Below are 25,601 nucleotides of genomic sequence, written 5' to 3'. Positions count from 1 at the left end.
GATTAATCATTGAATATTTTATCTATTCAGTCAAAAGTCCAGTCAGCTTTTCTCTCACTTTTTTTGTTGTAATATCCTTCTTTTTTTGTCTTTTCATACAGTGAATTTCTCTTGACAATTGATGAACGAATCAAGATAATAGACCAGTCAATATATTTTTGATTGAATTCAGTAAGGTGGGAATGTTATGAGTTATGGAGATTCCCGTGAGAAAATCCTTTCGGCAGCTACCCGGCTTTTTCAGCTGCAGGGGTATTACGGCACGGGGCTGAACCAGATTATAAAGGAAAGCGGCGCGCCTAAAGGCTCTCTTTATTACCACTTTCCCGGCGGTAAAGAACAGCTTGCGATCGAAGCCGTGAATGAGATGAAGGAGTATATCCGCCAGAAAATCGCGGACTGTATGGAAGCCTACACCGATCCGGCGGAAGGCATTCAAGCCTTTTTGAAGGAGCTCTCCTGCCAGTTTTCATGTACGGAAGACATTGAAGGCTTGCCTGTGGGCTTGCTAGCGGCTGAGACGTCATTGAAAAGCGAACCATTGCGTGAAGCCTGCCATGAAGCCTACAAAGAATGGGCCTCTGTATATGAAGAAAAACTGAGGCAGGCTGGCTGCAGCGAGAACCATGCAAAAGAAGCCAGCACTGTAGTTAACGCGATGATTGAAGGCGGCATTCTTTTATCTTTGACGGCAAAAAACAGTACGCCGCTCCTTCATATCTCCAGCTGCATTCCTGACCTGCTGAAGAGATAAAAAACGACATCCTACATGCAGTTGATAGAGAGGGGAAATGATTTTGGAAACAACAGCTAAAGCATCTCAGCAATACAAAGTGATGCCGATTATGATTTCCTTGCTGTTGGCCGGTTTTATCGGCATGTTCAGTGAAACAGCACTGAATATTGCGTTAACCGACCTTATGAAGGAATTGAACATTACAGCGGCAACCGTCCAATGGTTAACGACGGGCTACCTGCTTGTACTCGGTATCCTTGTTCCTGTTTCAGGACTGCTGTTGCAGTGGTTCACAACAAGACAGCTTTTTACCGTGTCACTAATCTTTTCAATTATAGGAACCTTGATCGCGGCACTCGCGCCAAGCTTCCCGTTTTTATTGGCGGCAAGGATCGTTCAGGCACTTGGAACCGGTCTTTTACTGCCCCTAATGTTTAACACAATCTTGGTGATATTCCCGCCTCATAAACGGGGCGCCGCAATGGGAACGATCGGGCTTGTCATTATGTTCGCGCCCGCCATCGGCCCAACTTTTTCAGGATTGGTTCTGGAGCACCTCAACTGGCATTGGATTTTCTGGATCTCTCTTCCGTTCCTTGTGCTGGCCCTTGTTTTCGGTATCGCATATATGCAGAATGTATCTGAAACGACAAAGCCGAAAATCGATGTATTGTCTATCATCCTGTCGACGATTGGCTTCGGCGGCATTGTGTTCGGATTCAGCAACGCGGGTGAAGGCTCCGGGGGATGGTCCAGCCCGACTGTTATCGTGTCGCTGATTGTCGGCGTTGTCGGCCTTATCCTATTTTCAATCCGCCAGCTGACAATGAAGCAGCCGATGATGAACCTCCGTGCGTTCAAATACCCGATGTTTATTTTGGGTGTGATCATGGTGTTCATTTGCATGATGGTCATTCTGTCATCTATGCTGCTTTTGCCGATGTACCTGCAAGGCGGCTTAGTCCTGACGGCATTTGCATCTGGTCTTGTTCTCTTGCCAGGCGGTATTTTAAATGGATTTATGTCCCCTGTTACAGGCCGTTTGTTCGACAAATACGGGCCAAAATGGCTTGTCATTCCTGGATTTGTGATTGTCACTGTTGTTCTTTGGTTCTTCTCAAATGTCACAACCACATCAACGGCTGTGCTGATTATTATCCTGCACACCTGCTTGATGATCGGGATTTCTATGATCATGATGCCTGCGCAGACAAATGGTTTAAACCAGCTGCCGCGCGAATTTTATCCAGACGGCACCGCCATTATGAACACGCTGCAGCAAATGGCGGGCGCCATCGGAACAGCGGTTGCGGTCAGCATTATGGCTGCGGGCCAGCATGATTATATGAGCACAGTTAAAAACCCTGCCGATCCGGCAGTCATCCCGCAAGCTTTAACAGCGGGTGTGCAGCACGCGTTTGTGTTTGCGATGATTGTTGCCATTATCGGTTTAGTTGGCGCATTCTTTATGAAGCGCGTTAAAGTAGACCATTAATATGAAAAGCCCCTGACCTAGTGTTCAGGGGCTTTTCTATGTTTACTTATCGACCATTTTCGCCGCGATTACATCAATCGCGTGCCGCATGTCCTCCTTCGTATTATAAAAGTGGGGAGCGAGACGGATGACTTCGTCTCGCGGCGTGCAAATCACTTTTTTCTTCTTCAGCAATTCCGCCGTTTCCGATGCCCGCTCATCCCGGATCGCAACCATGCCCGGCTGAACCCCGCCTTGTGCTGACGCTAGCTGCAGGCCTTTTTCAGCAGCATATTGACAAGCATCGGCACAGATCGTTTTTACATGATTCCGGATATGAGAAACCCCGATATGATTCAACAGCGACAAAGCCGCTGCAGCTGCGTATATGCTGATAAAAGCTGGGGTGCCTGTTTGAAAACGACGCGCGTCTTTTGCATAAGCCCCATCAAATCCGTTCTCTCTGCCGAACCAAGCTGATGCTTTCGGCTTCAGTACGTCAGCCAGCTCCTTTCTTACATAAAGAAACGCCACACCCGGTATGCCGAGCAAATACTTCCGGGTGCCTGCTGCCAGCATATCTACGCCCCACTTCTTCACATCAATGGGAATGTGTCCCGCTGATTGATAAGCATCCACAAATAATAAAGAGCCCTTTCTCTGAGAAATCTCGGCAATCGCTTTTATATCCTGAACATAGCCGTCACGATAATGAACGTGAGGAACACACGTCAGCACTGTTTCTTCTGAAATATGCGTTTCATACTGTTCGAGCGGCATCACGCCGTCTATTGATGGAATGACGGATACGTGATAGTCGCATTGTGCCTGCCAGACATGAGACACTGCCGGAAACTCCATCTCCGTATACACAACATGTTTCTTTCTAAAAACAGATAGGGCCGATGCTACGGAAACCAGCGCATCAGAAACTGACGGCACAATCGCCACTTCATCCGGTTCAGCTCCGATCAGCTTAGCAAACTCGTTTCTCGCACTCTCTGTTTTTTCGATCGCTTCTTTCCAGTTCGTCCCCCTATGCAGCAGGCTGTCATGATAATCCTGGATCGCCCTTGATACAGGCTCTGCCAACGCGCTCTGAGAACAGCTGGCAAGCATCGTATGCGTCTGCAAGGTTGGGAATAACTGGCGATACTTCTGCGGCAAATGCTCCATTATGATTCACTCCTTTACATTATTTTGATGAAAAACCCATAAATAAACAATAGAATAAAAGAAAAAGGAGATGAGTAGATGAGAAAAAAAGTGCTGATCACAGGCTTTGACCCTTTTGACAAAGAAACCGTCAATCCATCATGGGAAGCGGCAAAACGTCTTAATGGCTTCGAGACGGATGAAGCCATCATTACAGCGGAACAAATTCCAACCGTCTTTAGATCCGCTCTGGACACTCTGCGCCAAGCCATTCAAAAACATCAGCCAGATATCGTGATTTGTGTCGGCCAAGCAGGAGGACGGATGCAGGTCACACCGGAACGAGTGGCGATCAACCTTGCAGATGCGCGAATCCCCGATAACGAAGGACAGCAGCCAATTGATGAGGAGATTTCTCCAGACGGGCCCGCTGCTTACTGGACGGGACTTCCCGTGAAACGAATGACTGAAAAAATGAAGGAAAACGGCATTCCGGCCGCTGTTTCGTATACAGCGGGGACCTTTGTATGCAACTATTTGTTCTACGGATTAATGGATCACATTAGCCAGACAGCTCCGCACATTCGCGGAGGGTTTATTCATATTCCTTACATTCCGGAGCAAACAACAGACAAAACAGCGCCGAGCCTCAGCCTCGACACGATTGTCCGGGCATTGAGAATCGCCGCTGTTACGGCCGTACAATATGATGAGGATGTGAAGTCACCAGGCGGTGCGCTGCACTAAGCGGCCGCCGCCGATTCGTCCCTCAGCCTCTTTTTGTAGACAAACGCTGATAGGGTGACACTTACTTCAAACAGGACAAGGAGCGGGATCATCACGAGAAAATCAGAAATGAAATCCGGCGGTGTAATCAATATGGACACCACGATCAACAGAAAATAGGACAGCTTCCTCGCTTTGGCCAGCCTGTAGGGATTTAAGATGCCCAGCCTTGTTAAAAACATCACCACCAAGGGCATTTCAAACAAGAAGCCGAACGGCAGGCTCAAATTCACCATAAACCTGAAGTAGCGGTCAGCCGTAAACATCGTTTCAAAATGGCCGGAGGATAAATGAGTCAAAAAGCTGAGCACGATTGGAAACAAGACAAAGTATCCGAAGGAGATGCCCGCCAAAAACAACGCAAATAAACCTGGTATGTACATGAGCGTCACCCTGCGCTCCGTTTTCGTCAGCGCCGGAGCAACGAAACGCCACAGCTGGTACGCGGCAACAGGGATGGAGGCCGCAATGGCACAAATGCCGGCAAGCATCATATACACCCAGAGGATTTCACTCGGACCAAGCACAGCCAGCTTTCCGTCCAAATCCCTGATCAGCCAGTCATAAATATCCTGTACAAATAAAAAAGCCGTGATGAGAAATAGAAGAAATGCCGCAAGGGTTATGATCATCCGGCGGCGAAGCTCTTCTAAATGCCCGATCAGATGGGTTTCTTTTTTATCCATTCAAAAAAGCCCTCCCTTTCATAAAAAAAGAGGCAGACCCGGTGTCTGCCTCCTCAGCATTCAGCCCGCGTTTTTGTCCTGCTTTACCGCTGTCAGCTCAGCTGATTTCTCTTCTTTTTCATCACCAGACACAAGTGATTTTGTGGCGCTTTTAAATTCCAGCAGTGTCCGTCCGGCGGCTCGTCCGATTTCCGGCAGCTTGGAAGGGCCAAAAATAATGAGGGCGATGACGAAGATCAGAATCAAGCCCGGTATTCCAATGTTTGAAAACATAATTTTCACTCCTTAATTCGTGATTTTTGCACGCTTCTTAATCATTTGTTTTTCGTGGGCTTTGTTGTGCGCAAAGAAACGATCCTCTTCGACCTCATCGGATTGCTTCACCCCGCCCTGGATCGTTGTGGATGATACCTTTCTCAGCCCCGTTTGGTCTTTCTGGTAAACGAATGAAGCCCGCGTGGAAATGGCTGCGCCCGGCTCGGTTACAAACGGCATCACCCGATAGTCGGCTTTCCACTGGTGAGGCGTCACTGTACAGCGGACATATCCGCGATAGTCGTTAAAGAACTTGATGTGCGGATTTTCTTTTAAAATTTGGTCTGTATCCGCCCGCTTATCTGCGCCGTTTCCTCCGGATGTGATCGAGGTTCCGACAAATTCGGCTCCAAATATTTTTGAACTTGTCTTCTCGAAATCGACATGCAAATTCGATGCCCAGCTTGCGTGTACATCACCTGTCAGTACGACAACATTATTCAGATTTTTGCTTTTAATGAAATTGATAACCCGTTCGCGCTGAGCCGGATAGCCGTCCCAAGAATCCATGCTGTAGATCGGGCTTGCGCTTGTCCCAAAATTCCATTTCGCAAAGAAAATTTGCTGCGCCAACACATTCCAGTGGGCGGTCGAGCTGCTCAAATTGTTGAAGAGCCACTGCTCCTGTTCTTTTCCAAGCAGGGTTCGATTCGGATTTCGTGATTCATCAGAAGGCGGCTTATTGCCGTCGTTATTGGCTTGGTCATCCCTGTACTGGCGGGTATCAAGCACATTGAAGGACACCAGGTTTCCGTACGTAAAGTGCCGGTACAGCTGCATATCCGGGCCATTCGGCAAAGAGGAAATGCGGAGCGGCATATGTTCATAGTATGCCTGATATGCTGCCGCGCGGCGGAGCACGAATGCTTCAACCGACTGTCCTTTTTCCGGTATTTTATTGGCATAGTTGTTTTCGACTTCATGGTCATCCCATGTCACAACCCAAGGGAACGCAGCATGTGCTGCTTTAAGATTGGCATCAGAGCGGTATTGGGCGTGACGGTTCCGATAGTCTTGCAGCGTATAGATTTCCGCGCTGTTGTGCGTGCGGACATTGCCCGTTTTTGATACATACTCATTCGGCCCGTATTCATATATGTAATCACCAAGATGGAAGACAAGATCAAGCTTTTCCTTCGCCATATGCTTGTAGGCCGTATAATATCCATGCTCATATTGCTGGCAGGAAGCAAACGCAAAGGTCATTTGCGGCACATTGGCGCCAGGGGCAGGCAGTGTTTTTGTTTTTCCGACAGGGCTTAGTTCATGTCCGGTTTTGAAACGGTAATAGTACACTTTGTTCGGCTCAAGCCCGTCTGCTTCCACATGAACGGAATGGGCAAGACTCGGTTTAGCCATTTCAGTGCCTTTTCTTACGATTTTGCGGAAATGCTCATCCTTTGCAACCTCCCATTTGACAGGCACCGCTTGCTTCGGCATTCCCCCGCCATTCAACGGATCTGGTGCCAGGCGCGTCCAGAGCACGACACTGTCAGAAAGCGGATCACCTGACGCTACCCCTAATGTAAACGGATAGCTTGAGAATTTAGGCGCAGCATTTACTTCAAAGGCCCCAACCGACTGGGCAATGGTTAATCCAAGAGAAAGTCCTGCAATCTTCCCCGCTCCTTGAATAAATTTGCGGCGGTCAAACGTATTGTTTTGAAAGCTTTCCTCTTTCAGTTTCTGTACCCATTCATCAAAACGACTGTCGTATGCCATTCAAGATCCCCTCTCTTCTCATTGATCGTCTCCATTATAGGAAATCATTGTTAAACGACTGTGAAGAAGTGTGAACCGATTGTAAGCGCTGAACATCAAAAACAGGTCTTCCCTCACAAGCCTGCCGCTGAAACATGCCGAAAGCTGGCTGAATGACGCGTTTTCTGCATATCCTGTCGTTTGCAAGCCACCCATTCGGCCTATTTTTCTTCACATGATCTTAAAAAAACAAAAACACCGAGCCATTTCGCAAAATGGCTCAGTGCCTTATCAGTTATTTCGAAAACAATCTGCTGAAAAAGCCCTTCTTTTTCGGGTTTTCAGCAGAGGGCTCTTGATCCCTTACAATTCCTTTTTCCTTCGCTTCTTTCAGCCAAAATGGAAATTCAGCAGGGCAGAGCATCATAAAGCTCATCATCAGAAATGCGGTCAATTTCTTCGTTAAGCAGGATGTTCGTGTTACCAACGACACGCCCTTCTAGCGTATGGAGTTTATTGAGAAAATCAATTTACCAATGACGACAAACTGCCAGAACACAGGCTTATCAGAGGAAGCTTCAATGATCGGTTTAATCGACTTTTTACAGCCTCCGTCATTGATAAAAACAATGAAAGCGGGATACGAGCTCGGTTCCTCCGCAACATATTTGCGCAGCACGTCCTTCATGACCGGCGGTTCATCATTTCTGCCGAATTTATGCAAGAGGTCATTATTTAAAATTTCACGCTCGACATAGCCCGAAAAATCCTTTTCTGAAACTGGCTTTTATCGGGAATATTCATTATCATACACACATACACCCAGCAACTCATCAAACTGATCAGCCACTGCCAAAATCCGCTCCACCACATGTTGACCGTCCCGTTTTTGTAGAGCAATCTCATCAATCCCGAAATATCAAGAACCAGTCCGACACGAGCCATCACCTTCGTTAATTGCTTTTTCTCCAGTACGATCTTTACACTTTTCTTTTGCAGGTCGATTGTTGCCATTCTGTCATCTCCGTCAGTTCTTTTCACAGGAATATTTTCCATTGCATTTCTTCAAAGAAAAACACCGTTCAATTTGAACGGTGTCCTGTCTAAAATGTGTTGTATACATTTTCACACGTCTCCGCCGTCGGCTGATAAAAGCAGTGTGACTTAAACCTGGCCACAAACGGCTGGTTATACCACTGGGCGGGACAGTTTCCCTCCGGCCTGAAGTACCATAAACTAAATTTTGCAGGCCAGCGCCTTTCACCATTAATCGACCGGCGTGCAAGGGCACGCTCGCTATCCCGCGCCCTTTGATAAAAATATCCATGAGTCACAGCCTCAAACGCGTGTGGCTGATAAATCATCTGCCTGATGGTGCGGAGGCCTTTAAAATCTGAGCAATTCGCCCGCAGCCGATTAATTCCAACGTTGCCGACAAGCAGCATCCCCTGCTTGCCTTCGCCTTCCGCTTCCGCTCTGAGCAGCCTTGCCAGCAAATCGACATCCGCACTCGTTGCTTTCACGACCGCCATCACGTCACCTCCCCTTGATCTCCTTTCATCATATTTCATTACTTCAGAAGTGATGACTGAGGGACAGGAGAAGTTTTTAAAAATTAATTCATCTAAAAACACCAAACATTTTGTTTGCTACAAAGAAAAATGGGTGGTTGGCCGTCAAAGCAGCGTCTGGTGCGAGACGGACTCTGCAATTTCCGCTGACGAACAGCAGGAGACTCAATGCTGATTCATCCGCCTTAATAAATGTATGGCGCTGGGCCTCCCTCTCCCGGCAATTTTGCACCCGCTCCGGAAAAACACGAAATAAGGTTTAAGTTTTTACATTTGAGGAATTATACATAACAAATCAACTGACAAAAGGAGGAAATGTAATGACACATGTGAAAGCGCTCGCGATTAAAGGTATTATGACGATTATTGTGTTGTATCTGGTGCTTGGTCTGGGCTTTGGTTTCACGTTTGGTGATACGCTGCTAATGACGATTGTGTTAGGGGTTATTTCTTATTTGCTGGGCGATCTTTATGTATTGCCGAAATGGAATAATATGATTGCAACTTTGGCTGATTTTGGTTTGGCCTTTCTCGTGATCTGGCTGATGGGCATGCCGCTTTCTATGGGGATGACTGGCGGTGAAATTGCATTGGCGGCTTTATTCGGCGCGATCGTCATGGCAATCGGTGAATATTGCTTCCATTTCTATATGATGAGCAAAGAAATTGGCAAGAAGCATTATCTTGAAACAAGAACAGACTCATAATGGAAAGGCCGGTGCTGACAGCATCGGCCTTTTATACATATTGGGCGCCTTTGTTTACGCATCCTGCTTGTCCGCATTCCTGATCGCCATGTAGGAAAAGAACAATCCGAATGCCGCTAACGATAACGGGATATACACAACAGATGAAATCGAGAAGCCCGGACTTGTTGAGCTGATGAGCATCACAATTACTACAGATGAAATGATGGTCGCCGGAACCGAGTGTCTACGCATCCCAAAAAAGATGGGAACTAAACTGGTTCCAGCGGCGCCAAAAGCGAAAACCGCCATTTTGACCGCCTGTTGAGAAATGATCTCGGAAGTAAGCTCTCCCGGTATGAAATGGTAGATCGAGTTCAGCCAAAAGAAACCGGCGGCTATGAGTATATTTGAAAGTAAAATCGTGATAAACGTCAGTCCGCCCGCGATCATGAGCTTAGCGGTGAGCAGCTTTTTACGGCTGATCGGGTACGTAAACATCACAAGAATGGTTTTGTTTTTATATTCCGAAATCACCAATTTTGCGATCAGCACTGCGCCAAATACGATAAATACCGCTCTGACGAAGGTACCGATGATGAGGAATGCTTCATCCGTACTTTGGAACGAAACCCCGCCATCAGCTTTTTCGGAATAACTGATCAGCCATAAAAAGCCCATAATAATCAGGTTGGCAATGAGGGCGCCTCTGACATACCAGCCTATTTTCATTTTTCTTAATTCGATTCTGATCAAATTCACCAACGTGTCTCTCCTCCTTTACGCACTGATGCTATTGCCGTTGATCAAGTTGATAAAATAATCCTCCAGCGACGTATACTTTTTGTTCATTGATTCAATGTCTACATCATTCAAAACCAACGCTTTGGATATGTCAGACTGAGTGGCTTCAGCCTCGTAAATTCGAATCGTTTTCTCATTTAAGATTTTAAAGTTCGTTAAATTCAGCTCTTTCTCAAGCACAAAGCAGGCCTTTGTCTGATTCGATGTAACAAGCTCAATGTATTCAGTGTTCTGGCCTCTGACATCCTCCATTGATACCTCTTCAATCAGTCTGCCGTCCCGAATGACGCCAATCGTGTCCGCGATTTGTTCGATTTCACCCAGCAGGTGGCTTGAAATCAGCAGCGTTATGCCGTACTCTTTGCTCAGCACTTGAAACAATTGCCTGATTTTTTTAATGCCGAGAGGGTCAAGCCCATTCACCGGCTCATCCAGAATAAGCAGATCCGGCTTTGTGAGGATGGCACGCGCAATTCCAAGGCGCTGCTTCATTCCGAGCGAAAAGGTTTTGACGGGCTGCTCGTTGATTTGTTTTAAATTCACCATATCCAGCACTTCTTGAATGGCTTTTTTATTGTGATATCCCATATATTCACAATGCAGCTCTAAATTTTCTTCAGCTGTCAGGTTTTCATAAAAAATCGGATATTCAATCATGCTGCCGATGTTTCCCAGCACCTCATATGACGTGTGGGTGAGCTTGTTCCCAAGGATGATGATTTCACCGCTTGTCGGTTTAACAAGGCTCGTCAGCATTTTCATGATGGTTGTTTTCCCCGCGCCGTTCGGGCCGAGAAAGCCATAGATTTCACCTTTTTTAATATGCATGCTGACATCGGATACAACCTCTTTGCCCTGATACGTTTTGGTCAGTCCGTTTGTTTGTACGATATAAGTCAAATTTGTTTCTCCTTCCCTCTCTTTTCCTGTTTTTTATTGTAGCGGCGAGCCCTGTCATTTTTATTTCTCACACCTTACGAAATTCTTACGTTTAAAATGTCATGCGTTTCAATGTGATCGTAAATGCAGTCCGTTCGTACGGCTTGCTTTTGACAGATATAGCGCCCCCCATTTTTTCTGTAAGCCGCTTTGTGATGGTTAAACCGAGACCGCTTCCCTGAAATGCTTTATTTCTGGATTCTTCAAGTGTGTACAGCCTTTCAAACACCCGCTGCTGATCGGTTTCACTTATCCCTTTTCCGCGATCCCATATGGTGATGGCAATGTTCGTCTCATCATATGACAGCGTCAGTCCGATTAACTTGCCGGCCGCGCCATACTGAATCGCATTTGACAATAGGTTTTGCAGGATTCTGTCCAGAGCCTCTTCATTCGCCTGCGCATACACCGGCGTATCCGGGATATCAATGGCTGCACGAAAGCCTTTAGATTGAACTGCGTCATAATAATGCAGGATATTGCGTTTGCATATGTCGTTCATATGTACTTTGGTGATTGGGATGTCTTTATCTTCAGATTCTAATTTCGCTAAATCAAAAAAGGAATTGATCATCTGAATGAGTTCATTTGTTTTCTGGCGGAGCTTCCCCAGCAATCTTTCCCGCTCTTCGTCAGGCATGTTCGGATCACTTTGAATGGTTTCGATATAACCGAGAATGACCGTTAACGGCGTTTTCAGGTCGTGCGACATATTGGTCAGCATTCGCTTCATGGAATGCTCTGTTTTCGCAAACCGGGCACTGATCTGCTGACGATTCTCAAGGAAAAGATTGATGTTAACAAGCAAGTCTTTGAGCGCTTGATCGTCTGTAGGAAGCAAAATTCGCCCCGCCGAATCCTGCCTGAGCATGGAGCCAAGCTGTTCTGCCATATATGCCAAATTCCCGTCTCGCTTCTTTTTCATTATGAATTGAATCACATTCAGGCACGCCAGAACGATGACGGCGGCCACCCATAGCACTGTCATTCTAAAACTCTCCTAATTTATAACCGATGCCCCATAGGGTTTTAATATATTGAGGGGAGGAGGGGTCATCTTCAATCTTTTCTCTAAGCCGCCGCATATGTACGTTAATAATGTTTTGATCGCCAAAATACTCTTCATTCCAGACAGAACGGTAGATTTGTTCTTTCGTAAACACTTTTTTAGGATTTGCCGCAAATAGGCACAGCAGCTGCCATTCTGTTGATGTCAGCTGAAGCGGTTCTCCATTTTTCATAACTGAGACATTGTCTATATCGATCGCAAGCTGGTGAATCCGGATCACCTTATTCTCAGCCGGTTCCTCTGCTGAATATTGAGTCGCCCTTCGTATCGCGGCTTTTACTCTTGCTGTCAGCTCAATCATCGAAAACGGTTTGGCGATATAATCATCCGCCCCAAAACCCAATCCCAATGCCTTGTCCACATCTCCGTCTTTTGCCGAAATCATTAAGACCGGTATATTGCTTCTTTCCCGGATGATTTTCAGAAAATCCATGCCGTTCAGCTTCGGGAGCATGATATCGAGGAGGATCAAATCGTATGAACTCTGCTGAAACAGCCGGATGCCCTCTTCTCCGTCGAAAGCATGTACAATCCGAAAGCCTTCTTTTGTTAAATAATGATCCACCATTTCACTGATTGAGTGGTCGTCTTCCACAAGCAATATGCTCTGCATCTTCTCACCTAACCTTTACAAAATCAAAAAACACACACGTAATTACACTTATTGTAATTGAAAAACGTGTGTGTTTTATAAAAATTATTCATTTTTTCCTGTTTTCAGCTTCCTGTATTCCATCACCGTAATGACAAAGAATACGGCACCACATCCGATGGCTTGAATAAGCCGAAGCCGTTCACCAAGAAATAAAGCCCCATAGAAAATCGTCAGGACAGGCCCTGCCATTGAAATGGCGGCGGCTCGCTGTGCCCCGATTCGTTTTATGCCTTCAAGCATCAGCACAAATGGAATCACAGTAGTCGCGACTGCGATTAACACAAACAAACCATAGACAGCAGGCGGATATGCTGCTATTGGTGTATTCAGACCGATTGTCGATTTGATGCCAATGTAAAGCATCATGGCCGCTCCGGCAGCTGTCATCCCGTACGCATTAAGACGGATGCCTCCGATTTGATGGACGAGCCGCCCGGAAAGGACAAGATAACCGGCATAGACGGCCGAGGATAACAAAATGAATGCAGATCCAATCATATTCGCCTGAAAAAGCTCAGCATCCCAGCCGCCCAACGCTAAGAAAAGTCCGAACATGACCGCCAGCACTGCGAAAAGGTCCTGAATTGAAGACATTTTCCGGTCACGACACGCGGTAAATCCAAACACAAACAATGGATAGCTCATCAGCAATATACGTTCAACCATTGCGGATACATGGTTCAGCCCGATAAAATCAAGCAGGGGAGACAGAAAAAAACAAAACACTCCCGCGCCACAAGCCTTCCATAGGTCTCCTTTTTTATTGCCGCCTGGCATTGGAGGGCGGTATATCAAAAAAATCAGCCAAAACAGCGGAACAGCCATCAGCTGTCTGTATAACAACACCGCGTCTGGCTCAGCACCCATTTGATAGGCCCATTTAATCCAAATTGACTTAGACGCAAAACAAACCGTTCCGATCAGCAAAAAAATTGTACCTGAAGCGGCCTCGCGAAACTTCCTCTTCTCTTCTTTTCTCATCTCAGCTCAGCTATTCTCCTTTACTTATTCAAATGCTTTTGGATAAAATCGAGAAGCGTATATCCTTGGGCAGTCAGAATAACACCTTTCCCGCTGCAGGCCGGGCATGGTGTTCCTTCAATTTCTCCCGCTCTTTCACATTTAGGACATGCGACCTCAAGATCATCAGTTGCAATGACCATTTGACATCCTCCTTTCCTATTCATCTGCTATGCACCACCAGCCATCGTCCATTGGCCGTCACCTCCTTTAAGAAACACAAAAAAACCCCCATCCTATGCAAAGGACGAGGGTCTCGCGGTACCACCTTTATTAACAGCTATACAGCCGTTCACTCTAAGTACAGAAAACCTATGTTTCAATACTCCTCTCCTGGTAACGGGGAGAGAAACCCGGCATCGCCTACTATCCGTTCAGCAAAGCAATTCAGAAGCCCATTCGGCATCAGGGGAGGATCGGTTCACACCTGCCACCGACTCTCTGAACCTCCATTCTGATGCGTACTTACTCTTCCTCACGATTGTTGTTCCGTTCTATTATTTGTAAAGTTTATAATACTTGGTTCATGAAATGAAGTCAATTCCTAATCCGATGTTACACCGAGCGCTTCCAGCGCCATATGAACGTGCTCCTCCTGCTGTGTTTGCAGAGCGAGCTTGGCGATTTCCACCGGATACGCCGCCTGCATCTCTGAAATGTGCTCCTGCATTTTTGCCCATATCCGGCCGCCTGCTCGATCATAGTGTTCAAGTAAACGGGCAGTTTCTTTTTCCCCAAAAATGGTTTGATAAAGAACAAAATCCTTGGCTGGATCTGCAATCTTCGCTTCTGTCCAATCCAGAAGCCCTGTGACACGTTCATTTTGGTCGATAAGAATATGCGGCGGGTGGAGATCGCCGTGTATCAAAGAAGAGAAACCCGGCCAGTATGCATCATCATCTATCCACTTTTGCCATCTTTCCCAAAGCGTCGTAGATACGCCAAGCTTATTTTTCACATCAACCATAGAGTCTGCTGTCATTTGCCTGAAATCTTCTGGACTTATCACTTCTATTCCGGATTGCCCAGCAGATATTAGATCCGTGCCATGTAATTCAGCCAGTATGCCAGCAAGTGTGCGGACAAAGTCGTCTGGCGGCGGCTGATGATCCATATTCCATACATATTGCTTTTGTTCCAAATCAATTCCAGCAGCCGGCGTTCCTTTTAACATTGGGTAAGCGATCAATTCCGGTGTGTGAATTCTCCAATCCGGCACATCAGCTGTAAGATTCGCGCGGAGAAAGGCAAGCGTTTTGCCTTCCGCAGATGCTCTTTCCACAACATCACTGCGACGCGGCTTTCGCAGCACCCATTGCATACCTGTATCGTCCTCGGCAAATACAACTTGAAAGTCCATTCCGGTTTCATTCAATTGCGCGTTCTCAGAGCGAACTCTCAAACCTTGGTTGCGTGCAAGCCCGACAATCTCTGTAATTAGCTGTTTTTCGGCAAGGTTTGTCATCCCCATTTCCCCTTTCTCATGCTCCGGCCTGCTGTAGAGAGAAGGGATGTTTGAAGGCACAAAAAAAGAGGGCAAGCATCGCCACCCTCTTTTTTGATAACCATATAAGGGCTCATACATAGGCGGATTCATCCCGATTCTCCCTCATTCAGGCGAGAGTTGTTCACTATTGAATTCGTGTCACTCGGAATCTAATAAATGCCATGCTGTAACCCCTCCGTTTCCTAGACGTTAATTGCATTTTACAGCATATTCCATCTCTTCGCTATAAAAAAATGAATCAAGTCACTGGAGCAGGATTGAACAAGCACAAATCGTTATGAAGACCCCAACGGTCAGCCCACGTTTGTTTGCGGCCGCTTGCCACATCCAAAATCGTTCTGAAGATTTCCCAGCCTACATCTTCGATACTGGCCTCTCCTGTCGCGATTCGGCCGGCATTGATATCGATTAAATCCGCCCAATGCTCTGATAATGAATGCCGCGTCGATACTTTCAGCACCGGTGCAGCCGCCAGGCCGTACGGTGTTCCCCTCCCTGTCGTAAACACCTGCAGATTCATGCCCGCAGCCAGCTGCAGGGTGCCGCACACAAAATCGCTTGCCGGTGTCGCGGCGAACAGCAGGCCTTTTTGCTCTGCCCTTTCACCTGGGCCGAGCACGCCGGAGATAGGGCTAGTGCCTGATTTCGCCACCGAGCCTAACGCTTTTTCCACAACATTGGATAATCCGCCTTTTTTATTGCCTGGTGACGGGTTTGCGCTTCGGTCAGCTTCTCCCCGCCGGAGATAGCTGTCATACCACTTCATCTCATTGATCAGCGATTGTCCGACCTCTTCACTGACAGTACGAGGCGTTAATAAATGAATGGCATCACGTACCTCTGTCACTTCAGAAAATAAAACCGTCGCACCTGCGCGAACCAATAAATCAGCCGCATACCCCACGGCAGGGTTCGCCGTCACGCCGGAAAACGCATCACTGCCGCCGCATTGCAGGCCGATAACCAGATCTGAAACAGGGCAAGACACCCGGGTTCTGCTGTTCAGCCTGATTAACCGCTCCTCCGCCATTTCCAAAATGGATTGGATCATCGCCGCAAAACCTTGATGATCCTGGAGCGATAGAATGTCATCATCATTCTCAGAGGCAATTCTTGCCGGAAGGAGCTTTTCACATCCCAATCCGATTACCATTACTTCTCCGCCGAAGTTCGGATGCTTCGCGAGATTTTGAATCGTGCGGATCGGAATGACGGCGTCGGGCGCATTGATCGCCACGCCGCATCCATATTGATGATGCAGCGGCACAACGTCATCGACATTTGGGTATTTCGGCAGCAGCTCTTTTTTGATCCGTTTGACCGCATAATTTAATACGCCAACGACACATTGAACACTTGTGGTGATGCCGAGGATATTTTTTGTCCCCGCACTGCCATCCGCATTACGGTATCCTTCAAAAGTGTAGCCTTCAAGAGGCGGCCGCGGCTGCGGCACCCTGTTTGCGAGAGGAAGATCGTCTAACGCCGGAGGAGCGGGCATTCTCACGAGGGATTCCCGTATCCAGCTTCCGCGCTTGATCGTCTCATCAGCAAACCCGATCACCTCTCCGTAACGCACGATCTCATCCCCTTGATTGAGATCGGTTAAGGCCACCTTATGGCCTTGAGGGACATCCTCTTCAAGGACGAGCCCGCATGAGAAAACAGTGCCCTTTGGCAGTCCTCCATCATTTACAATAATCGCCGTGTTATCTGTGGCATTCACTTTGATGTAGAGGGGCGCTTGGTTTTGCCTGAGATTCATCGCCATATGAAAATCACTCCTCATATCTTAGTAAGCGTTTTCTAAATTGGTTTTAAAAAAACCGCAGCTCTTACGTTTCAACTGCGGTTGTCTCACCATTATTTTTCATCCAGTCCTTTTAGAATTTTGTCACGGACAAATTTCAGATGCTCATACATGTGGTAATGCGCTTTGTAAGGATCTCTGTTGACTAGGGCGTCGTAGATTTTTTTGTGATATTCGACCGTTACATCTCTCTCCCTGTACGGTATTTGGCTGTCAATTTTCGCATGGGTGATTAAGAGGGATTGAATCATCCCCTCTACAACGGGATTATTGGCACTTAACGCTATAATTCGATGGAATTCTTTATCCGCTTCACCATAAAGATTGTCAGTGCTGTTGGCAATGTCGTCGATTGTCTTCTGCAAACGCTGAAGCTCATCCTCGTTGATTTTTTCCGCGGCAATCGTCACGAGTCCTAGTTCTAACGCCATCCGCGCTTCAATGATTGCCGGAAGATTATCAGTCGCCAAGGCAAGCATGACGGAAAAGGGCTGCATGCCGATTTTATCGTTGAAATATGTGCCCCCGCGGGTTTTTCTCGTAATGACGCCCAGCGTTTCAAGTGAACTGAGCGCCTCCCTAAGCACCGGCCTGCTGACATGCAAAATGTCCATCAGTTCCATTTCTGTCGGCAATTTGTCTCCGGCCCTCAACTGTCCGCTCGATAATAAATGGACAATCCGTTCGATGACCTGTTTGGCTAATGTTTTCCGATTGACTGTATCGACTTTCAAATCCTCTAAACCTTCGTACACGAACAACTCTCCCTTCAGTTGTTCAATTGTAAGACAAAATAGCCGATATGACAATATTTACAATAAAACTTATCGCACAAGACACGGGCGCTTTCGGTCAAATTTCCAGTTGCTGATCAGAAACTGCATAGAGATCGCGTCATTTCGGGCGCCTACATTCATTTTTTGGTAGATCTCATGCGCTTTTTCCACTTGTTCCATATCAATATCGACGCCTAGCCCAGGTTTATCAGGGACTTTGACACAGCCAGCGGAAATCTCAAAGGGATGTTTCGTTAATCGCTGGCCGTCCTGCCAAATCCAATGGGTATCAATCGCCGTGATGCGCCCCGGAGCTGCTGCTGCCACATGGGTAAACATCGCAAGGGAAATATCAAAGTGGTTGTTGGAGTGCGAGCCCCATGTCAAACCCCAATCATGGCACATTTGCGCCACCCGCACTGACCCTTGCATCGTCCAAAAGTGCGGATCAGCCAGCGGTATATCCACCGCTTGAAGCTGAATCGCGTGACCCATTTCCCGCCAGTCGGTCGCAATCATATTTGTCGCAGTCGGAAGCCCTGTCGCGCGGCGGAATTCAGCCATCACTTCACGAGCGGAGTAGCCGTTCTCATCACCGCATGGATCTTCTGCGTACGCGAGCACATCTTGCTTTCCTTTGCATAATGCAATAGCCTCCTCTAATGACCACGCCCCGTTCGGGTCAAGGGTGATCCTTGCCTCTGGAAAACGTTTCGATAAGGCGGTAACAGCTTCGATTTCTTCTTCTCCTCGCAGCACCCCGCCTTTGAGCTTGAAATCCTGAAAGCCATAGCGCTCCTGTGCTGATTCTGCAAGACGCACAATGGCCTCGGGGGTCAGCGCTTCCTCATGGCGCAGACGGAACCACGCACAATCTGACTGCTCATCGCTTTGATAAGGCAAGGTCGCCCGCTTTCGGTCGCCGATGTAAAAAAGGTAACCAAGCATTTTCACTTCATCTCGCTGCTTCCCTTCGCCAAGCAAAGCTGCGACCGGTTCCTGAAGGAATTTTCCAAACAAATCCAACAAAGCCGCTTCCAATGCGGTGACGGCGTGCACAGTGGTGCGCAAATCAAACGTCTGGATTCCGCGTCCTCCCCTGTCCTGATCGCCAAACTGCTTTCTGACCCTTTGCAATATCGCCTGGTACGCACCAATGGATGCTCCGACAACAAGCGGCTCTGCCAGCTCCAGTGTGCGGCGAATACGCTCTCCGCCTGGCACCTCGCCAACTCCCTGATTTCCGCTGCTGTCTGTTAAGATTACGATATTCCGGGTGAAAAACGGGCTGTGCGCTCCGCTTAGATTCAGCAGCATGCTGTCATGTCCCGCAACCGGAATCACCTTCATTTCTGAAATTGAGGGAATATTCGATCTCTTTTCTTTTTGAACCTGCTCTTGTATCGATGAACCCATGCTTTCTCCTCCTTTTATAAAGCGCTTTCATAAATATTAGACAGGCAATGATTGATCGGGGTCTTGTTCTTGTTTCTTTAACACGACCCGTTTAATCGGGCCGACCAGCAGCAAATAGCTGAGGATCGCAACAATCGCATTAGCGCCGACAAACACGAGCGCGCCATTAAATGATCCTGTGGCATTGACGATGTAACCGATAATAATCGGTGTTGTAATCGAGGCAATATTTCCGAAAGTGTTGAACAAACCGCCGCTCAGTCCTGCACACTCTTTCGGAGACGTGTCCGACACGACAGCCCAGCCCAGTGCGCCGAAGCCTTTTCCAAAAAACGCGAGCGACATCATAACAACGACGAGCCACGCTGAATCTGTATAGTTGCAGACGATCATACTGCAAGACAGCAGCATGCCGGCAATGATTGGCACTTTTCTAGCAAAGGTCAGTGAACGGCCTTTTTTGAGTAAGATGTCTGACACAATACCTCCAAGCACGCCGCCGGCAAATCCGCACAGCGCCGGCAGGGAAGCGACAAACCCAGCTTCTAGAATAGACATGCCGCGGGCCTGAACCAAATATACCGGAAACCATGTGAGAAAGAAATAGGTGAGAGTCGTAATGCAATATTGCGCGATGTACACGCCAATCAGCATGCGGTTCGTTAACAGCTGTTTGATATACGGCCATTTCGATTCTGTTTCTTGTTTGCTTTTACTGTCATCCATGGAAATCAGCCCGCCGCCCTGTTCGATGTACGCAAGCTCAGCTTCGTTAATCTTTGGGTGTTTTTTCGGTTCATACACCGTTTTTAGCCAGATGACAGCCAGAAGAATCCCCGCAGCCCCCATGACAACGAAGACGGAATGCCAGCCGAAAGAGTGGGTGAGCCAGCCCATTAAAGGAGAAAAAATGACGATTGCGAAGTATTGTGCTGAATTAAAAAAGGCTGAAGCTGTCCCGCGCTCGGAACTTGGAAACCATGAGGCAACAACTCTGCCGTTTCCAGGAAATGAAGGCGCTTCTGATAAGCCTACCAGAAAACGCAGTGCAAACAGCAGGATAATCGCTGTGCCGGCTGAGAAAAAGCCAATCGCCCCTTGCAGCAGCGTAAAAAACGACCAGAAAAAGATGCTTAACGCAATGACAGTCTTAGAACCAAAACGGTCCAGCAGCCAGCCGCCCGGAAGCTGCCCGATGACATAGGCCCAGCCAAAGGCAGAAAAGACATATCCCATGGCGACCGAATCCAATCCCAAATCATGCTGGACGGAATCTCCGGTGATGGAAAGCGTCGCTCGATCCGCGTAGTTAATAGAGGTCACAAGAAACAGCATAAACACGATGAACCAGCGCACAGACGTTTTTTTGCCCGCCGGTGTAACACTCGCAAAGTCTTTTTTCATAGTATCTTCTCCTTTTCAAAGTAGAGAATCATATGCTGGCTGTGATAAAGCTGGGAAAGAGACATACGCCTCTTTCCAGCACCATTACGGCTTCACAAAAACGGTTTTGATCGCTGTGAAAAAGTCCTTCGCCGCCTCCCCCTGTTCGCGGGAGTGGGAGCTCGACTGCTTCATGCCGCCAAAAGGCGCCTGCAGCTCAACACCTGCGCTTTCTGCATTCACCCGAACCAGCCCGGCATCGATTTCTTCAATGAAAGAAAGCATTTTGCCGATGTTTTCCGTGAAGATGGATGCACTTAAACCGAACTTCACATCATTGGCGATATCCAGCGCCTCCTCCATCGAATCAACCTTGATCAAAGCAATCACCGGACCGAAGATTTCCTCCTGGGCAATCGTCATCTCAGATGTCACATTGTCAAAGATCGCAGGCTGAACATAATAGCCGTTTTGATACTTTCCGTTCTCCAGCTTTTCTCCTCCCATTAAAAGGGAAGCGCCCTCCCGCTTGCCTTTCTCAATGTATGACAGGCAGTTATCAAGCTGATTCTTGCTGGCGATCGGTCCCATCCAGACATCCTCTTTTAAGCTGTCTCCGATTGTAATATCCTTTGTGCGCTGGAGCAGTTTTTCTTTCAAGCGCTCATAAATGCCGCTTTGTACGATGACACGGCTTGTCGCGGTGCATTTCTGGCCGGTTGAACGGAAGGCCCCCGTAATGACAGCTTCAGCCGCAGCTTCAAGGTCAGCGTCATCAGCTACGATGACAGGGTTTTTGCCGCCCATTTCAAGCTGATATTTAGCTCCCCTCGCTAAAGCGGCTTGCCCGATGATTTTTCCGACTTGATTTGAACCGGTAAACGTAACGGCGTTTACACCGTCATGCTCAGCAAGCCCCTGCCCGACAACAGAGCCCGGGCCTGTCACCAAATTGATGACCCCTGCCGGCAGCCCCGCTTCCTCAAAGCAGGCAATGAGCTTCGCGCATGTCACAGCTGTTTCTGTCGCCGGTTTGATGACAACGGTATTGCCGTATACCAGTGCCGGCGCCATTTTCCAAATCGGAATCGCCACAGGGAAGTTCCACGGAGAAATCACGCCGACCACACCGAGCGGGACACGGGTGGTAAACATGAGGGCGTCTTTGTCAGTAGACGGAATGACGTCACCCGTTTTGCGCATGCCCTCTCCGGCGTAATAGCGCAGAATGGCAATCCCCCGGGCTGTTTCTCCCTTCGCTTCCGGCAGTGTTTTGCCCATTTCACGCGTTGCACAGGCAGCGATTTCCTCCAAGCGACGCTCCATGATATCCGCTGTTTTGTATAAGTATTGGCCCCGCTCAGCACCCGTCAGCTTTCTCCAAGCCGTTTTGGCTTTATTGGCGGCGGCGACGGCACGTTCCACATCCTCAGCTGTTGAATTCTGTACATAACCGACAATATCATTCACATCGGCAGGGTTTTCGACCTTAACCATATCGCCTGATTGAGACTGAACCCACTCTCCGTTAATAAAGTTGAGATACGTGTTTTGTTCCGTGATCACAGACATGCCCATTGCCCCTCTCGTGTTTTTTCTGGTCAAACCGTTGCGGCTTTTTTCGGAAAACGGTCAGCCGCCTGCTTCAAAATCGCTTCCAATTGCTGATAATGATCCTTTTCAACCGGGCCGACAGGCGGTCTGGCTGTATTTCTTACATTCAGCCCCATGATCTCCATCCCCGCTTTAATCAAGGATACGGCGTAGCCTTTTCGTTGTTTGCGAATGTCGTTGATTGGGAGAATCACATGCTGATAGATTTCCTTCACCAGCTCGGCATCTCCGTTTTTCAATGCATCATAAAACATTCGCGAAATATGCGGGATATAATTTGAAATCGCTGAAGAGTAAGAGTGGAATCCGATCGGCAGGTAAGCCGGCATCGTCACTTCAGCCATCGGCATTCCATTGAGCCATCCTAAGCGGTCGCCGATCGTATAGACGAGGTTAATATTTAAATCCATATTCCCTACCCCGTCTTTGACACCGACAAGCTGTTCACATTCGGTCAAGCGTTTGATCTGTTCTACAGCGAGAATGGCGTTATCACGCTGATAGAGAATCGCATTCAAGTCAGTGCTTTCAATAATCGTTTTCGCATACTGATACAGTCCCTCCTGTTCGCCATGCACCAAATACGGGGGCAGGATCAAGTAGCCGTCGGCGCCCTTTTTCTCCGACAGCTGCGCCCATTCAAGCGCTGTGCTGAGGTTGCCGCCCACCCCAGTGTAAACCGGCACCTTTCCCCCGGCTGCAGAGACTGCGACTTCCACCATTTGCTCATATTCCTTCTGGCTGAGAGATTGAAATTCACCAGACCCGCAAGCGATAAATATCGCTTCTAAGCCCTCTTTCAGCAAAAACTCAATGTTTTGAAAAAGAGCTTCTTCCTCCAGCTTTCCTTGTGTGTTAAAAGGAGCAACCGGAAAACCTAAAATGCCAGCGGGTGCTTTTCTGATACGGCTCATCAACATAACCTCCTGTTATTTGTGTATACAGCCCCTAACTGAAAGCGCTTTATAAATCTTTTTTTCACATCCGCTCCTTCCCGTATATCCTTTTGTTTAATTGTAAGACAAATAAACAATAAGTCAATATCTTTATTTTCTGATATTTTATAAAAAAACAGTAAATCGCTGTCCCGCCGGGATTCTGCGCAGCAAAAAAACAGCCGGATCAGCCGGCTGTTTGGTTTATATCCTTCTTTGTTTCATCGTCTCGTGCAAAAGCTTCGCTTCCAAAAAAAACACGTGGATGAATTTTTTCATATTTATTCTAGCAGGGGCGAGAGGTTTTGCATCCTTGGATTGGAGTTCTTTCATTTTCTGGCTGACTACCGGAAAATCAAAGAACTTCGACGCATAGGTTTCAAATTTTGGATTCGAAAAATCAGTTGTCCCCAGTGATGCAAAATGGTGCAGCGAATGGATAATCGCTCTGCGGATACGCTGCTCTGAGGCTTTCATTTCTCGATTGACCTCCGTCTGAGAGGCCCCTGTCCCCAGCTTCCGTTCGGCTACTTGGGTGAATATTTGTTTTAGCGAAGGGCTTTGTTTTTCGTGCGGCTCGGATTGCTCATATTCTGCTAAATACTGCAGGACCGCCATGAGATCCTGTGCGCCGCCTTCTCCCATCATGCCCAGCTCGGACAGCAGAAATGCTCCCGCCTCTTTTAAACCGCTGTCACTCTTCTGCTGGGGACGCGCTTTCCGATCAGTCCGATTGACAAGCCGGCTTAGTGAATGCTGAATGGCTCCAATCGAGTGTTCAAGCTCAATCCGCTCCTTCACCTTTTGGAGAACCGTAACAATTTCAATGCGGTTAATCGGCTTATGGATAAAATATTCGATGCCGAGCGAGTAGGCTTCTCCGACCATTTCCTTTGCCTCCACTTGAGAGATCATGACGATTTTGCCGGAGTACGTATGCTGGATCTCACGAATTGTCTCAATGCCGTCTCTTCCGGGCATTAACAGATCAATTAATAAAATATCAATCTGTTTGAACTGCAGCATATGCCCTTCCACTTGGCTTCCGTCGTCTGCTTCACCAGCAGCTTCCCCAAGATCCTCGTCCTCAATGATCTGCCTTAAAATCGACCGTACCGCACGGTCATCATCAGCGATAAAAAAACGCATAGCTTTCGGTTCACCCTTTCTGAATCAAATGCCGGACAGGCAGCCTGATGGCAAACACCACTCCCCGCTGCTGATTATCAAACGTAATATCCCCATCTAGTTCAGTCACCATTTCCTTCACATAGGAAAGTCCTATTCCCGTAGAAGGCGTGCCGAATTCGTCATATTTTGAAGTAAAGCCCGGGTCGAACACAATCTCCCCTATTTTTTCAGATATACCGGGACCATTGTCTTCCACCTGAAATTCTACCATACTCTCATTTAACTTATGGAGCCTCAGGCTGATCATTCCCTCTTCATCCATAGCCTCTACCGCATTTGCCGTTAGATTATTAATGATCGAAAGCACAATAAATACGTGATATTCGTCATGCTCTCCCTCTATGGAGCAGTAAAAATCAATCTGCTTTCCCAGTGCTTCAGCGTACTTTTCATTCATTCGAATCACGAGCTGCAGCAAATCAGAGGCCCTCATATAATCTCTCAAACTCTCATTCGAAATCAGTTTTGAAAGCCCGGCGAATATCCGTTGGTTGTCCTTTTTCACTTCATGAATCTCCCCGGCCAGTCTCAGGATTCTGCCGCTGAGCTGATGATCCTTGCCCTTCATTTCCCGATAGAGCTGATACGAATCGTTTGTCACTTTCTCTGTCGTTTTCAAAGTCTTTTTTAGATGCACCGTTTCTTCATATAAATTAGAAACGATCATCAGCATGTGCTCATGCTGCTGCCTTGTCTGTTTTTCTCTCGATTGTGTTTCATACAGCTTCAGCACACTATAAAAGCTCATCACGATAAATGTGTGAGAAATCGCAATCACCGCAATGTCAGTGATTTCCTCAGGCGTGACAACCGTATGAAAAATGAGAAATTGCACAGCCAGCTCGACACAATCTGACACAACTTCAATCATAAACCCGATGAAACCGAGCATAATCGGCCGTTCACGGAAACGATTGGCCTTTAGTATGTAAAACAGGCAAGCGTAAGTCATATAAAAGAAAAAGCTAGACGCTTGGTCATACAGAATCGGAGTCAATCCGTTGTGCCCTCCGCCCCATAATTCCAGAAAGACGCGAAAGATAAACACAGCCGCTCCAGTCAGAAAACCCGGCAGCACAGCGGGCACATGCCGCAACAACGATAAAAAGAAGAAAAAAACCGGTGCGCCAAAGCTGACCCGGAATTCTTCATTGAGGGGATAAAATTTCAGTTCACCGGCCAGCGGCACCGTAATCAGCATGAGAGCCAGTATATATCCGTCTTTTTCGATAAAACGTTCCAGTTTTATGATGATCACATCCTCGCTTTTTATTTTGGAGAAACGGGAGAAAACCTGCAAATTGCTTTTGACCCAGAAAATCAGGTTTTTATAAATCTTACTGCTTATTTTCAAAATGTTTTTGTCGTATTT

The 25,601-nt window shown here is 47.4% G+C and carries 26 protein-coding genes, 1 pseudogene and 1 other annotated feature; of the genes and pseudogenes, 5 read left to right on the top strand and 22 right to left on the bottom strand.

Annotated elements, in window-relative coordinates; all coding sequences use genetic code 11:
* Nucleotides 1-187: 187 nt before the first annotated feature.
* Nucleotides 188-754, top strand: coding sequence for a transcriptional regulator LmrA (lmrA, locus tag C1T29_RS01835; RefSeq protein ID WP_095431192.1), 567 nt, complete (start codon nucleotides 188-190; stop codon nucleotides 752-754).
* A gap of 37 nt (nucleotides 755-791) precedes the next feature.
* The gene (gene lmr(B) / locus C1T29_RS01830) at nucleotides 792-2,231 is read left to right on the top strand and encodes a lincomycin efflux MFS transporter Lmr(B) (protein ID WP_095431191.1); all 1,440 of its coding nucleotides are present in this window, start codon (nucleotides 792-794) and stop codon (nucleotides 2,229-2,231) included.
* 42 nt (nucleotides 2,232-2,273) lie between these two features.
* Here lmr(B) and C1T29_RS01825 read toward each other — a convergent pair whose 3' ends face one another.
* Nucleotides 2,274-3,386, bottom strand: coding sequence for an aminotransferase class V-fold PLP-dependent enzyme (locus C1T29_RS01825; RefSeq protein WP_095431190.1), 1,113 nt, complete (start codon nucleotides 3,384-3,386; stop codon nucleotides 2,274-2,276).
* Between the two features lie 78 nt (nucleotides 3,387-3,464).
* Between C1T29_RS01825 and pcp the strand changes: the two genes are divergently transcribed.
* A complete protein-coding gene (gene pcp, locus C1T29_RS01820; RefSeq protein WP_103749840.1) occupies nucleotides 3,465-4,112 on the top strand; it encodes a pyroglutamyl-peptidase I in 648 nt (215 codons plus the stop codon).
* Here the strand turns inward: pcp and tatC are convergent.
* The 6 genes and pseudogenes from tatC to cwlJ form a co-directional block, all read right to left on the bottom strand.
* Nucleotides 4,109-4,837 (bottom strand): twin-arginine translocase subunit TatC, encoded by a 729-nt coding sequence (tatC, locus tag C1T29_RS01815; RefSeq protein WP_095431188.1) that lies wholly within the window; start codon nucleotides 4,835-4,837, stop codon nucleotides 4,109-4,111. The two genes, pcp and tatC, sit on opposite strands and share 4 nt — an antisense overlap.
* A 60-nt stretch (nucleotides 4,838-4,897) precedes the next feature.
* Nucleotides 4,898-5,110 (bottom strand): sec-independent protein translocase protein TatAD, encoded by a 213-nt coding sequence (tatAD, locus tag C1T29_RS01810; protein ID WP_003223835.1) that lies wholly within the window; start codon nucleotides 5,108-5,110, stop codon nucleotides 4,898-4,900.
* Between the two features lie 12 nt (nucleotides 5,111-5,122).
* On the bottom strand, nucleotides 5,123-6,874 hold the full coding sequence (gene phoD / locus C1T29_RS01805; RefSeq protein WP_095431187.1) for an alkaline phosphatase PhoD: 1,752 nt from the start codon (nucleotides 6,872-6,874) through the stop codon (nucleotides 5,123-5,125).
* Nucleotides 6,875-6,892: 18 nt separating this feature from the next.
* Nucleotides 6,893-7,069 carry a hypothetical protein gene (locus tag C1T29_RS01800; protein ID WP_003234785.1) on the bottom strand — a complete coding sequence of 59 codons (177 nt, stop codon included), beginning with the start codon at nucleotides 7,067-7,069 and terminating at the stop codon, nucleotides 6,893-6,895.
* Between the two features lie 79 nt (nucleotides 7,070-7,148).
* Nucleotides 7,149-7,867: pseudogene (locus tag C1T29_RS01795) on the bottom strand (VWA domain-containing protein).
* Nucleotides 7,868-7,956: 89 nt separating this feature from the next.
* Nucleotides 7,957-8,385 carry a cell wall hydrolase CwlJ gene (gene cwlJ, locus C1T29_RS01790; protein ID WP_095431186.1) on the bottom strand — a complete coding sequence of 143 codons (429 nt, stop codon included), beginning with the start codon at nucleotides 8,383-8,385 and terminating at the stop codon, nucleotides 7,957-7,959.
* A gap of 359 nt (nucleotides 8,386-8,744) precedes the next feature.
* On the opposite strand from cwlJ, the gene C1T29_RS01785 reads away from it, so the two are divergent.
* On the top strand, nucleotides 8,745-9,131 hold the full coding sequence (locus C1T29_RS01785) for a YndM family protein (protein WP_095431185.1): 387 nt from the start codon (nucleotides 8,745-8,747) through the stop codon (nucleotides 9,129-9,131).
* The gene (locus tag C1T29_RS01780; protein WP_119122840.1) at nucleotides 9,091-9,225 is read left to right on the top strand and encodes a hypothetical protein; all 135 of its coding nucleotides are present in this window, start codon (nucleotides 9,091-9,093) and stop codon (nucleotides 9,223-9,225) included. Before C1T29_RS01785 ends, C1T29_RS01780 begins: the two co-directional genes overlap by 41 nt.
* Here the strand turns inward: C1T29_RS01780 and C1T29_RS01775 are convergent.
* The 15 genes from C1T29_RS01775 to glnK all read right to left on the bottom strand — a co-directional run bounded on the left by C1T29_RS01775 (nucleotide 9,186) and on the right by glnK (nucleotide 25,430).
* A complete protein-coding gene (locus C1T29_RS01775) occupies nucleotides 9,186-9,872 on the bottom strand; it encodes an ABC transporter permease (RefSeq protein WP_095431247.1) in 687 nt (228 codons plus the stop codon). The genes C1T29_RS01780 and C1T29_RS01775 overlap by 40 nt on opposite strands.
* 18 nt (nucleotides 9,873-9,890) lie before the next feature.
* A complete protein-coding gene (locus C1T29_RS01770) occupies nucleotides 9,891-10,814 on the bottom strand; it encodes an ABC transporter ATP-binding protein (protein WP_095431184.1) in 924 nt (307 codons plus the stop codon).
* A gap of 91 nt (nucleotides 10,815-10,905) precedes the next feature.
* Nucleotides 10,906-11,841 carry a HAMP domain-containing histidine kinase gene (locus C1T29_RS01765; RefSeq protein WP_071580959.1) on the bottom strand — a complete coding sequence of 312 codons (936 nt, stop codon included), beginning with the start codon at nucleotides 11,839-11,841 and terminating at the stop codon, nucleotides 10,906-10,908.
* Nucleotide 11,842: 1 nt separating this feature from the next.
* Nucleotides 11,843-12,523, bottom strand: a complete 681-nt coding sequence (gene ycbL, locus C1T29_RS01760) for a two-component system response regulator YcbL (protein ID WP_095431246.1) — start codon at nucleotides 12,521-12,523, stop codon at nucleotides 11,843-11,845.
* 96 nt (nucleotides 12,524-12,619) lie between these two features.
* Nucleotides 12,620-13,558, bottom strand: a complete 939-nt coding sequence (locus C1T29_RS01755; RefSeq protein WP_095431183.1) for a DMT family transporter — start codon at nucleotides 13,556-13,558, stop codon at nucleotides 12,620-12,622.
* 20 nt (nucleotides 13,559-13,578) lie between these two features.
* On the bottom strand, nucleotides 13,579-13,740 hold the full coding sequence (rtpA, locus tag C1T29_RS01750; RefSeq protein WP_003234807.1) for an anti-TRAP regulator: 162 nt from the start codon (nucleotides 13,738-13,740) through the stop codon (nucleotides 13,579-13,581).
* A 97-nt stretch (nucleotides 13,741-13,837) separates the two neighbouring features.
* Nucleotides 13,838-14,085 (bottom strand) — a binding site (T-box leader).
* A 56-nt stretch (nucleotides 14,086-14,141) separates the two neighbouring features.
* Nucleotides 14,142-15,062 carry a macrolide 2'-phosphotransferase MphK gene (gene mphK, locus C1T29_RS01745; protein WP_095431245.1) on the bottom strand — a complete coding sequence of 307 codons (921 nt, stop codon included), beginning with the start codon at nucleotides 15,060-15,062 and terminating at the stop codon, nucleotides 14,142-14,144.
* Between the two features lie 280 nt (nucleotides 15,063-15,342).
* Nucleotides 15,343-16,875: a galactarate dehydratase gene (gene garD, locus C1T29_RS01740; RefSeq protein WP_095431182.1), complete on the bottom strand. Its 1,533-nt coding sequence runs from the start codon at nucleotides 16,873-16,875 to the stop codon at nucleotides 15,343-15,345.
* A gap of 92 nt (nucleotides 16,876-16,967) precedes the next feature.
* Complete coding sequence (locus tag C1T29_RS01735) at nucleotides 16,968-17,669, bottom strand: FadR/GntR family transcriptional regulator (RefSeq protein ID WP_095431181.1); 702 nt, start codon at nucleotides 17,667-17,669, stop codon at nucleotides 16,968-16,970.
* A gap of 69 nt (nucleotides 17,670-17,738) precedes the next feature.
* Nucleotides 17,739-19,106, bottom strand: a complete 1,368-nt coding sequence (gudD, locus tag C1T29_RS01730; protein WP_095431180.1) for a glucarate dehydratase — start codon at nucleotides 19,104-19,106, stop codon at nucleotides 17,739-17,741.
* A gap of 36 nt (nucleotides 19,107-19,142) precedes the next feature.
* Entirely contained in the window at nucleotides 19,143-20,510 is a 1,368-nt protein-coding gene (gudP, locus tag C1T29_RS01725; RefSeq protein ID WP_071580965.1) for a glucarate transporter GudP, read from the bottom strand.
* Nucleotides 20,511-20,594: 84 nt separating this feature from the next.
* On the bottom strand, nucleotides 20,595-22,061 hold the full coding sequence (gene gucD, locus C1T29_RS01720) for an alpha-ketoglutaric semialdehyde dehydrogenase GucD (RefSeq protein ID WP_095431179.1): 1,467 nt from the start codon (nucleotides 22,059-22,061) through the stop codon (nucleotides 20,595-20,597).
* A gap of 29 nt (nucleotides 22,062-22,090) precedes the next feature.
* Nucleotides 22,091-23,017, bottom strand: a complete 927-nt coding sequence (gene kdgD / locus C1T29_RS01715) for a 5-dehydro-4-deoxyglucarate dehydratase (RefSeq protein ID WP_041521239.1) — start codon at nucleotides 23,015-23,017, stop codon at nucleotides 22,091-22,093.
* Between the two features lie 225 nt (nucleotides 23,018-23,242).
* Nucleotides 23,243-24,187, bottom strand: a complete 945-nt coding sequence (gene glnL / locus C1T29_RS01710; RefSeq protein WP_014662630.1) for a glutamine utilization two-component system response regulator GlnL — start codon at nucleotides 24,185-24,187, stop codon at nucleotides 23,243-23,245.
* 10 nt (nucleotides 24,188-24,197) lie between these two features.
* Nucleotides 24,198-25,430: a two-component system sensor histidine kinase GlnK gene (gene glnK / locus C1T29_RS01705; protein WP_095431244.1), complete on the bottom strand. Its 1,233-nt coding sequence runs from the start codon at nucleotides 25,428-25,430 to the stop codon at nucleotides 24,198-24,200.
* Nucleotides 25,431-25,601 lie beyond the last annotated feature (171 nt).

It is taken from the genome of Bacillus sp. MBGLi79, from assembly GCF_002953915.1.
Note: the sequence above shows the minus strand (reverse complement) of the source record. Positions and strands in the feature narration are given on the sequence as shown.

Excerpts from the sequence above, each read along its gene's own strand:
- lmrA (WP_095431192.1), top strand. The coding sequence starts at position 188 with ATGAGTTATGGAGATTCCCGTGAGAAAATCCTTTCGGCAGCTACCCGG.
- C1T29_RS01825 (WP_095431190.1), bottom strand. The coding sequence starts at position 3,386 with ATGGAGCATTTGCCGCAGAAGTATCGCCAGTTATTCCCAACCTTGCAG.
- pcp (WP_103749840.1), top strand. The coding sequence starts at position 3,465 with ATGAGAAAAAAAGTGCTGATCACAGGCTTTGACCCTTTTGACAAAGAA.
- tatC (WP_095431188.1), bottom strand. The coding sequence starts at position 4,837 with ATGGATAAAAAAGAAACCCATCTGATCGGGCATTTAGAAGAGCTTCGC.
- tatAD (WP_003223835.1), bottom strand. The coding sequence starts at position 5,110 with ATGTTTTCAAACATTGGAATACCGGGCTTGATTCTGATCTTCGTCATC.
- phoD (WP_095431187.1), bottom strand. The coding sequence starts at position 6,874 with ATGGCATACGACAGTCGTTTTGATGAATGGGTACAGAAACTGAAAGAG.
- C1T29_RS01800 (WP_003234785.1), bottom strand. The coding sequence starts at position 7,069 with ATGGGTGGCTTGCAAACGACAGGATATGCAGAAAACGCGTCATTCAGC.
- cwlJ (WP_095431186.1), bottom strand. The coding sequence starts at position 8,385 with ATGGCGGTCGTGAAAGCAACGAGTGCGGATGTCGATTTGCTGGCAAGG.
- C1T29_RS01785 (WP_095431185.1), top strand. The coding sequence starts at position 8,745 with ATGACACATGTGAAAGCGCTCGCGATTAAAGGTATTATGACGATTATT.
- C1T29_RS01765 (WP_071580959.1), bottom strand. The coding sequence starts at position 11,841 with ATGACAGTGCTATGGGTGGCCGCCGTCATCGTTCTGGCGTGCCTGAAT.
- C1T29_RS01755 (WP_095431183.1), bottom strand. The coding sequence starts at position 13,558 with ATGAGAAAAGAAGAGAAGAGGAAGTTTCGCGAGGCCGCTTCAGGTACA.
- rtpA (WP_003234807.1), bottom strand. The coding sequence starts at position 13,740 with ATGGTCATTGCAACTGATGATCTTGAGGTCGCATGTCCTAAATGTGAA.
- mphK (WP_095431245.1), bottom strand. The coding sequence starts at position 15,062 with ATGACAAACCTTGCCGAAAAACAGCTAATTACAGAGATTGTCGGGCTT.
- garD (WP_095431182.1), bottom strand. The coding sequence starts at position 16,875 with ATGGCGATGAATCTCAGGCAAAACCAAGCGCCCCTCTACATCAAAGTG.
- gudD (WP_095431180.1), bottom strand. The coding sequence starts at position 19,106 with ATGGGTTCATCGATACAAGAGCAGGTTCAAAAAGAAAAGAGATCGAAT.
- gudP (WP_071580965.1), bottom strand. The coding sequence starts at position 20,510 with ATGAAAAAAGACTTTGCGAGTGTTACACCGGCGGGCAAAAAAACGTCT.
- gucD (WP_095431179.1), bottom strand. The coding sequence starts at position 22,061 with ATGTCTGTGATCACGGAACAAAACACGTATCTCAACTTTATTAACGGA.
- kdgD (WP_041521239.1), bottom strand. The coding sequence starts at position 23,017 with ATGAGCCGTATCAGAAAAGCACCCGCTGGCATTTTAGGTTTTCCGGTT.
- glnL (WP_014662630.1), bottom strand. The coding sequence starts at position 24,187 with ATGCGTTTTTTTATCGCTGATGATGACCGTGCGGTACGGTCGATTTTA.
- glnK (WP_095431244.1), bottom strand. The coding sequence starts at position 25,430 with ATGCTGATTACGGTGCCGCTGGCCGGTGAACTGAAATTTTATCCCCTC.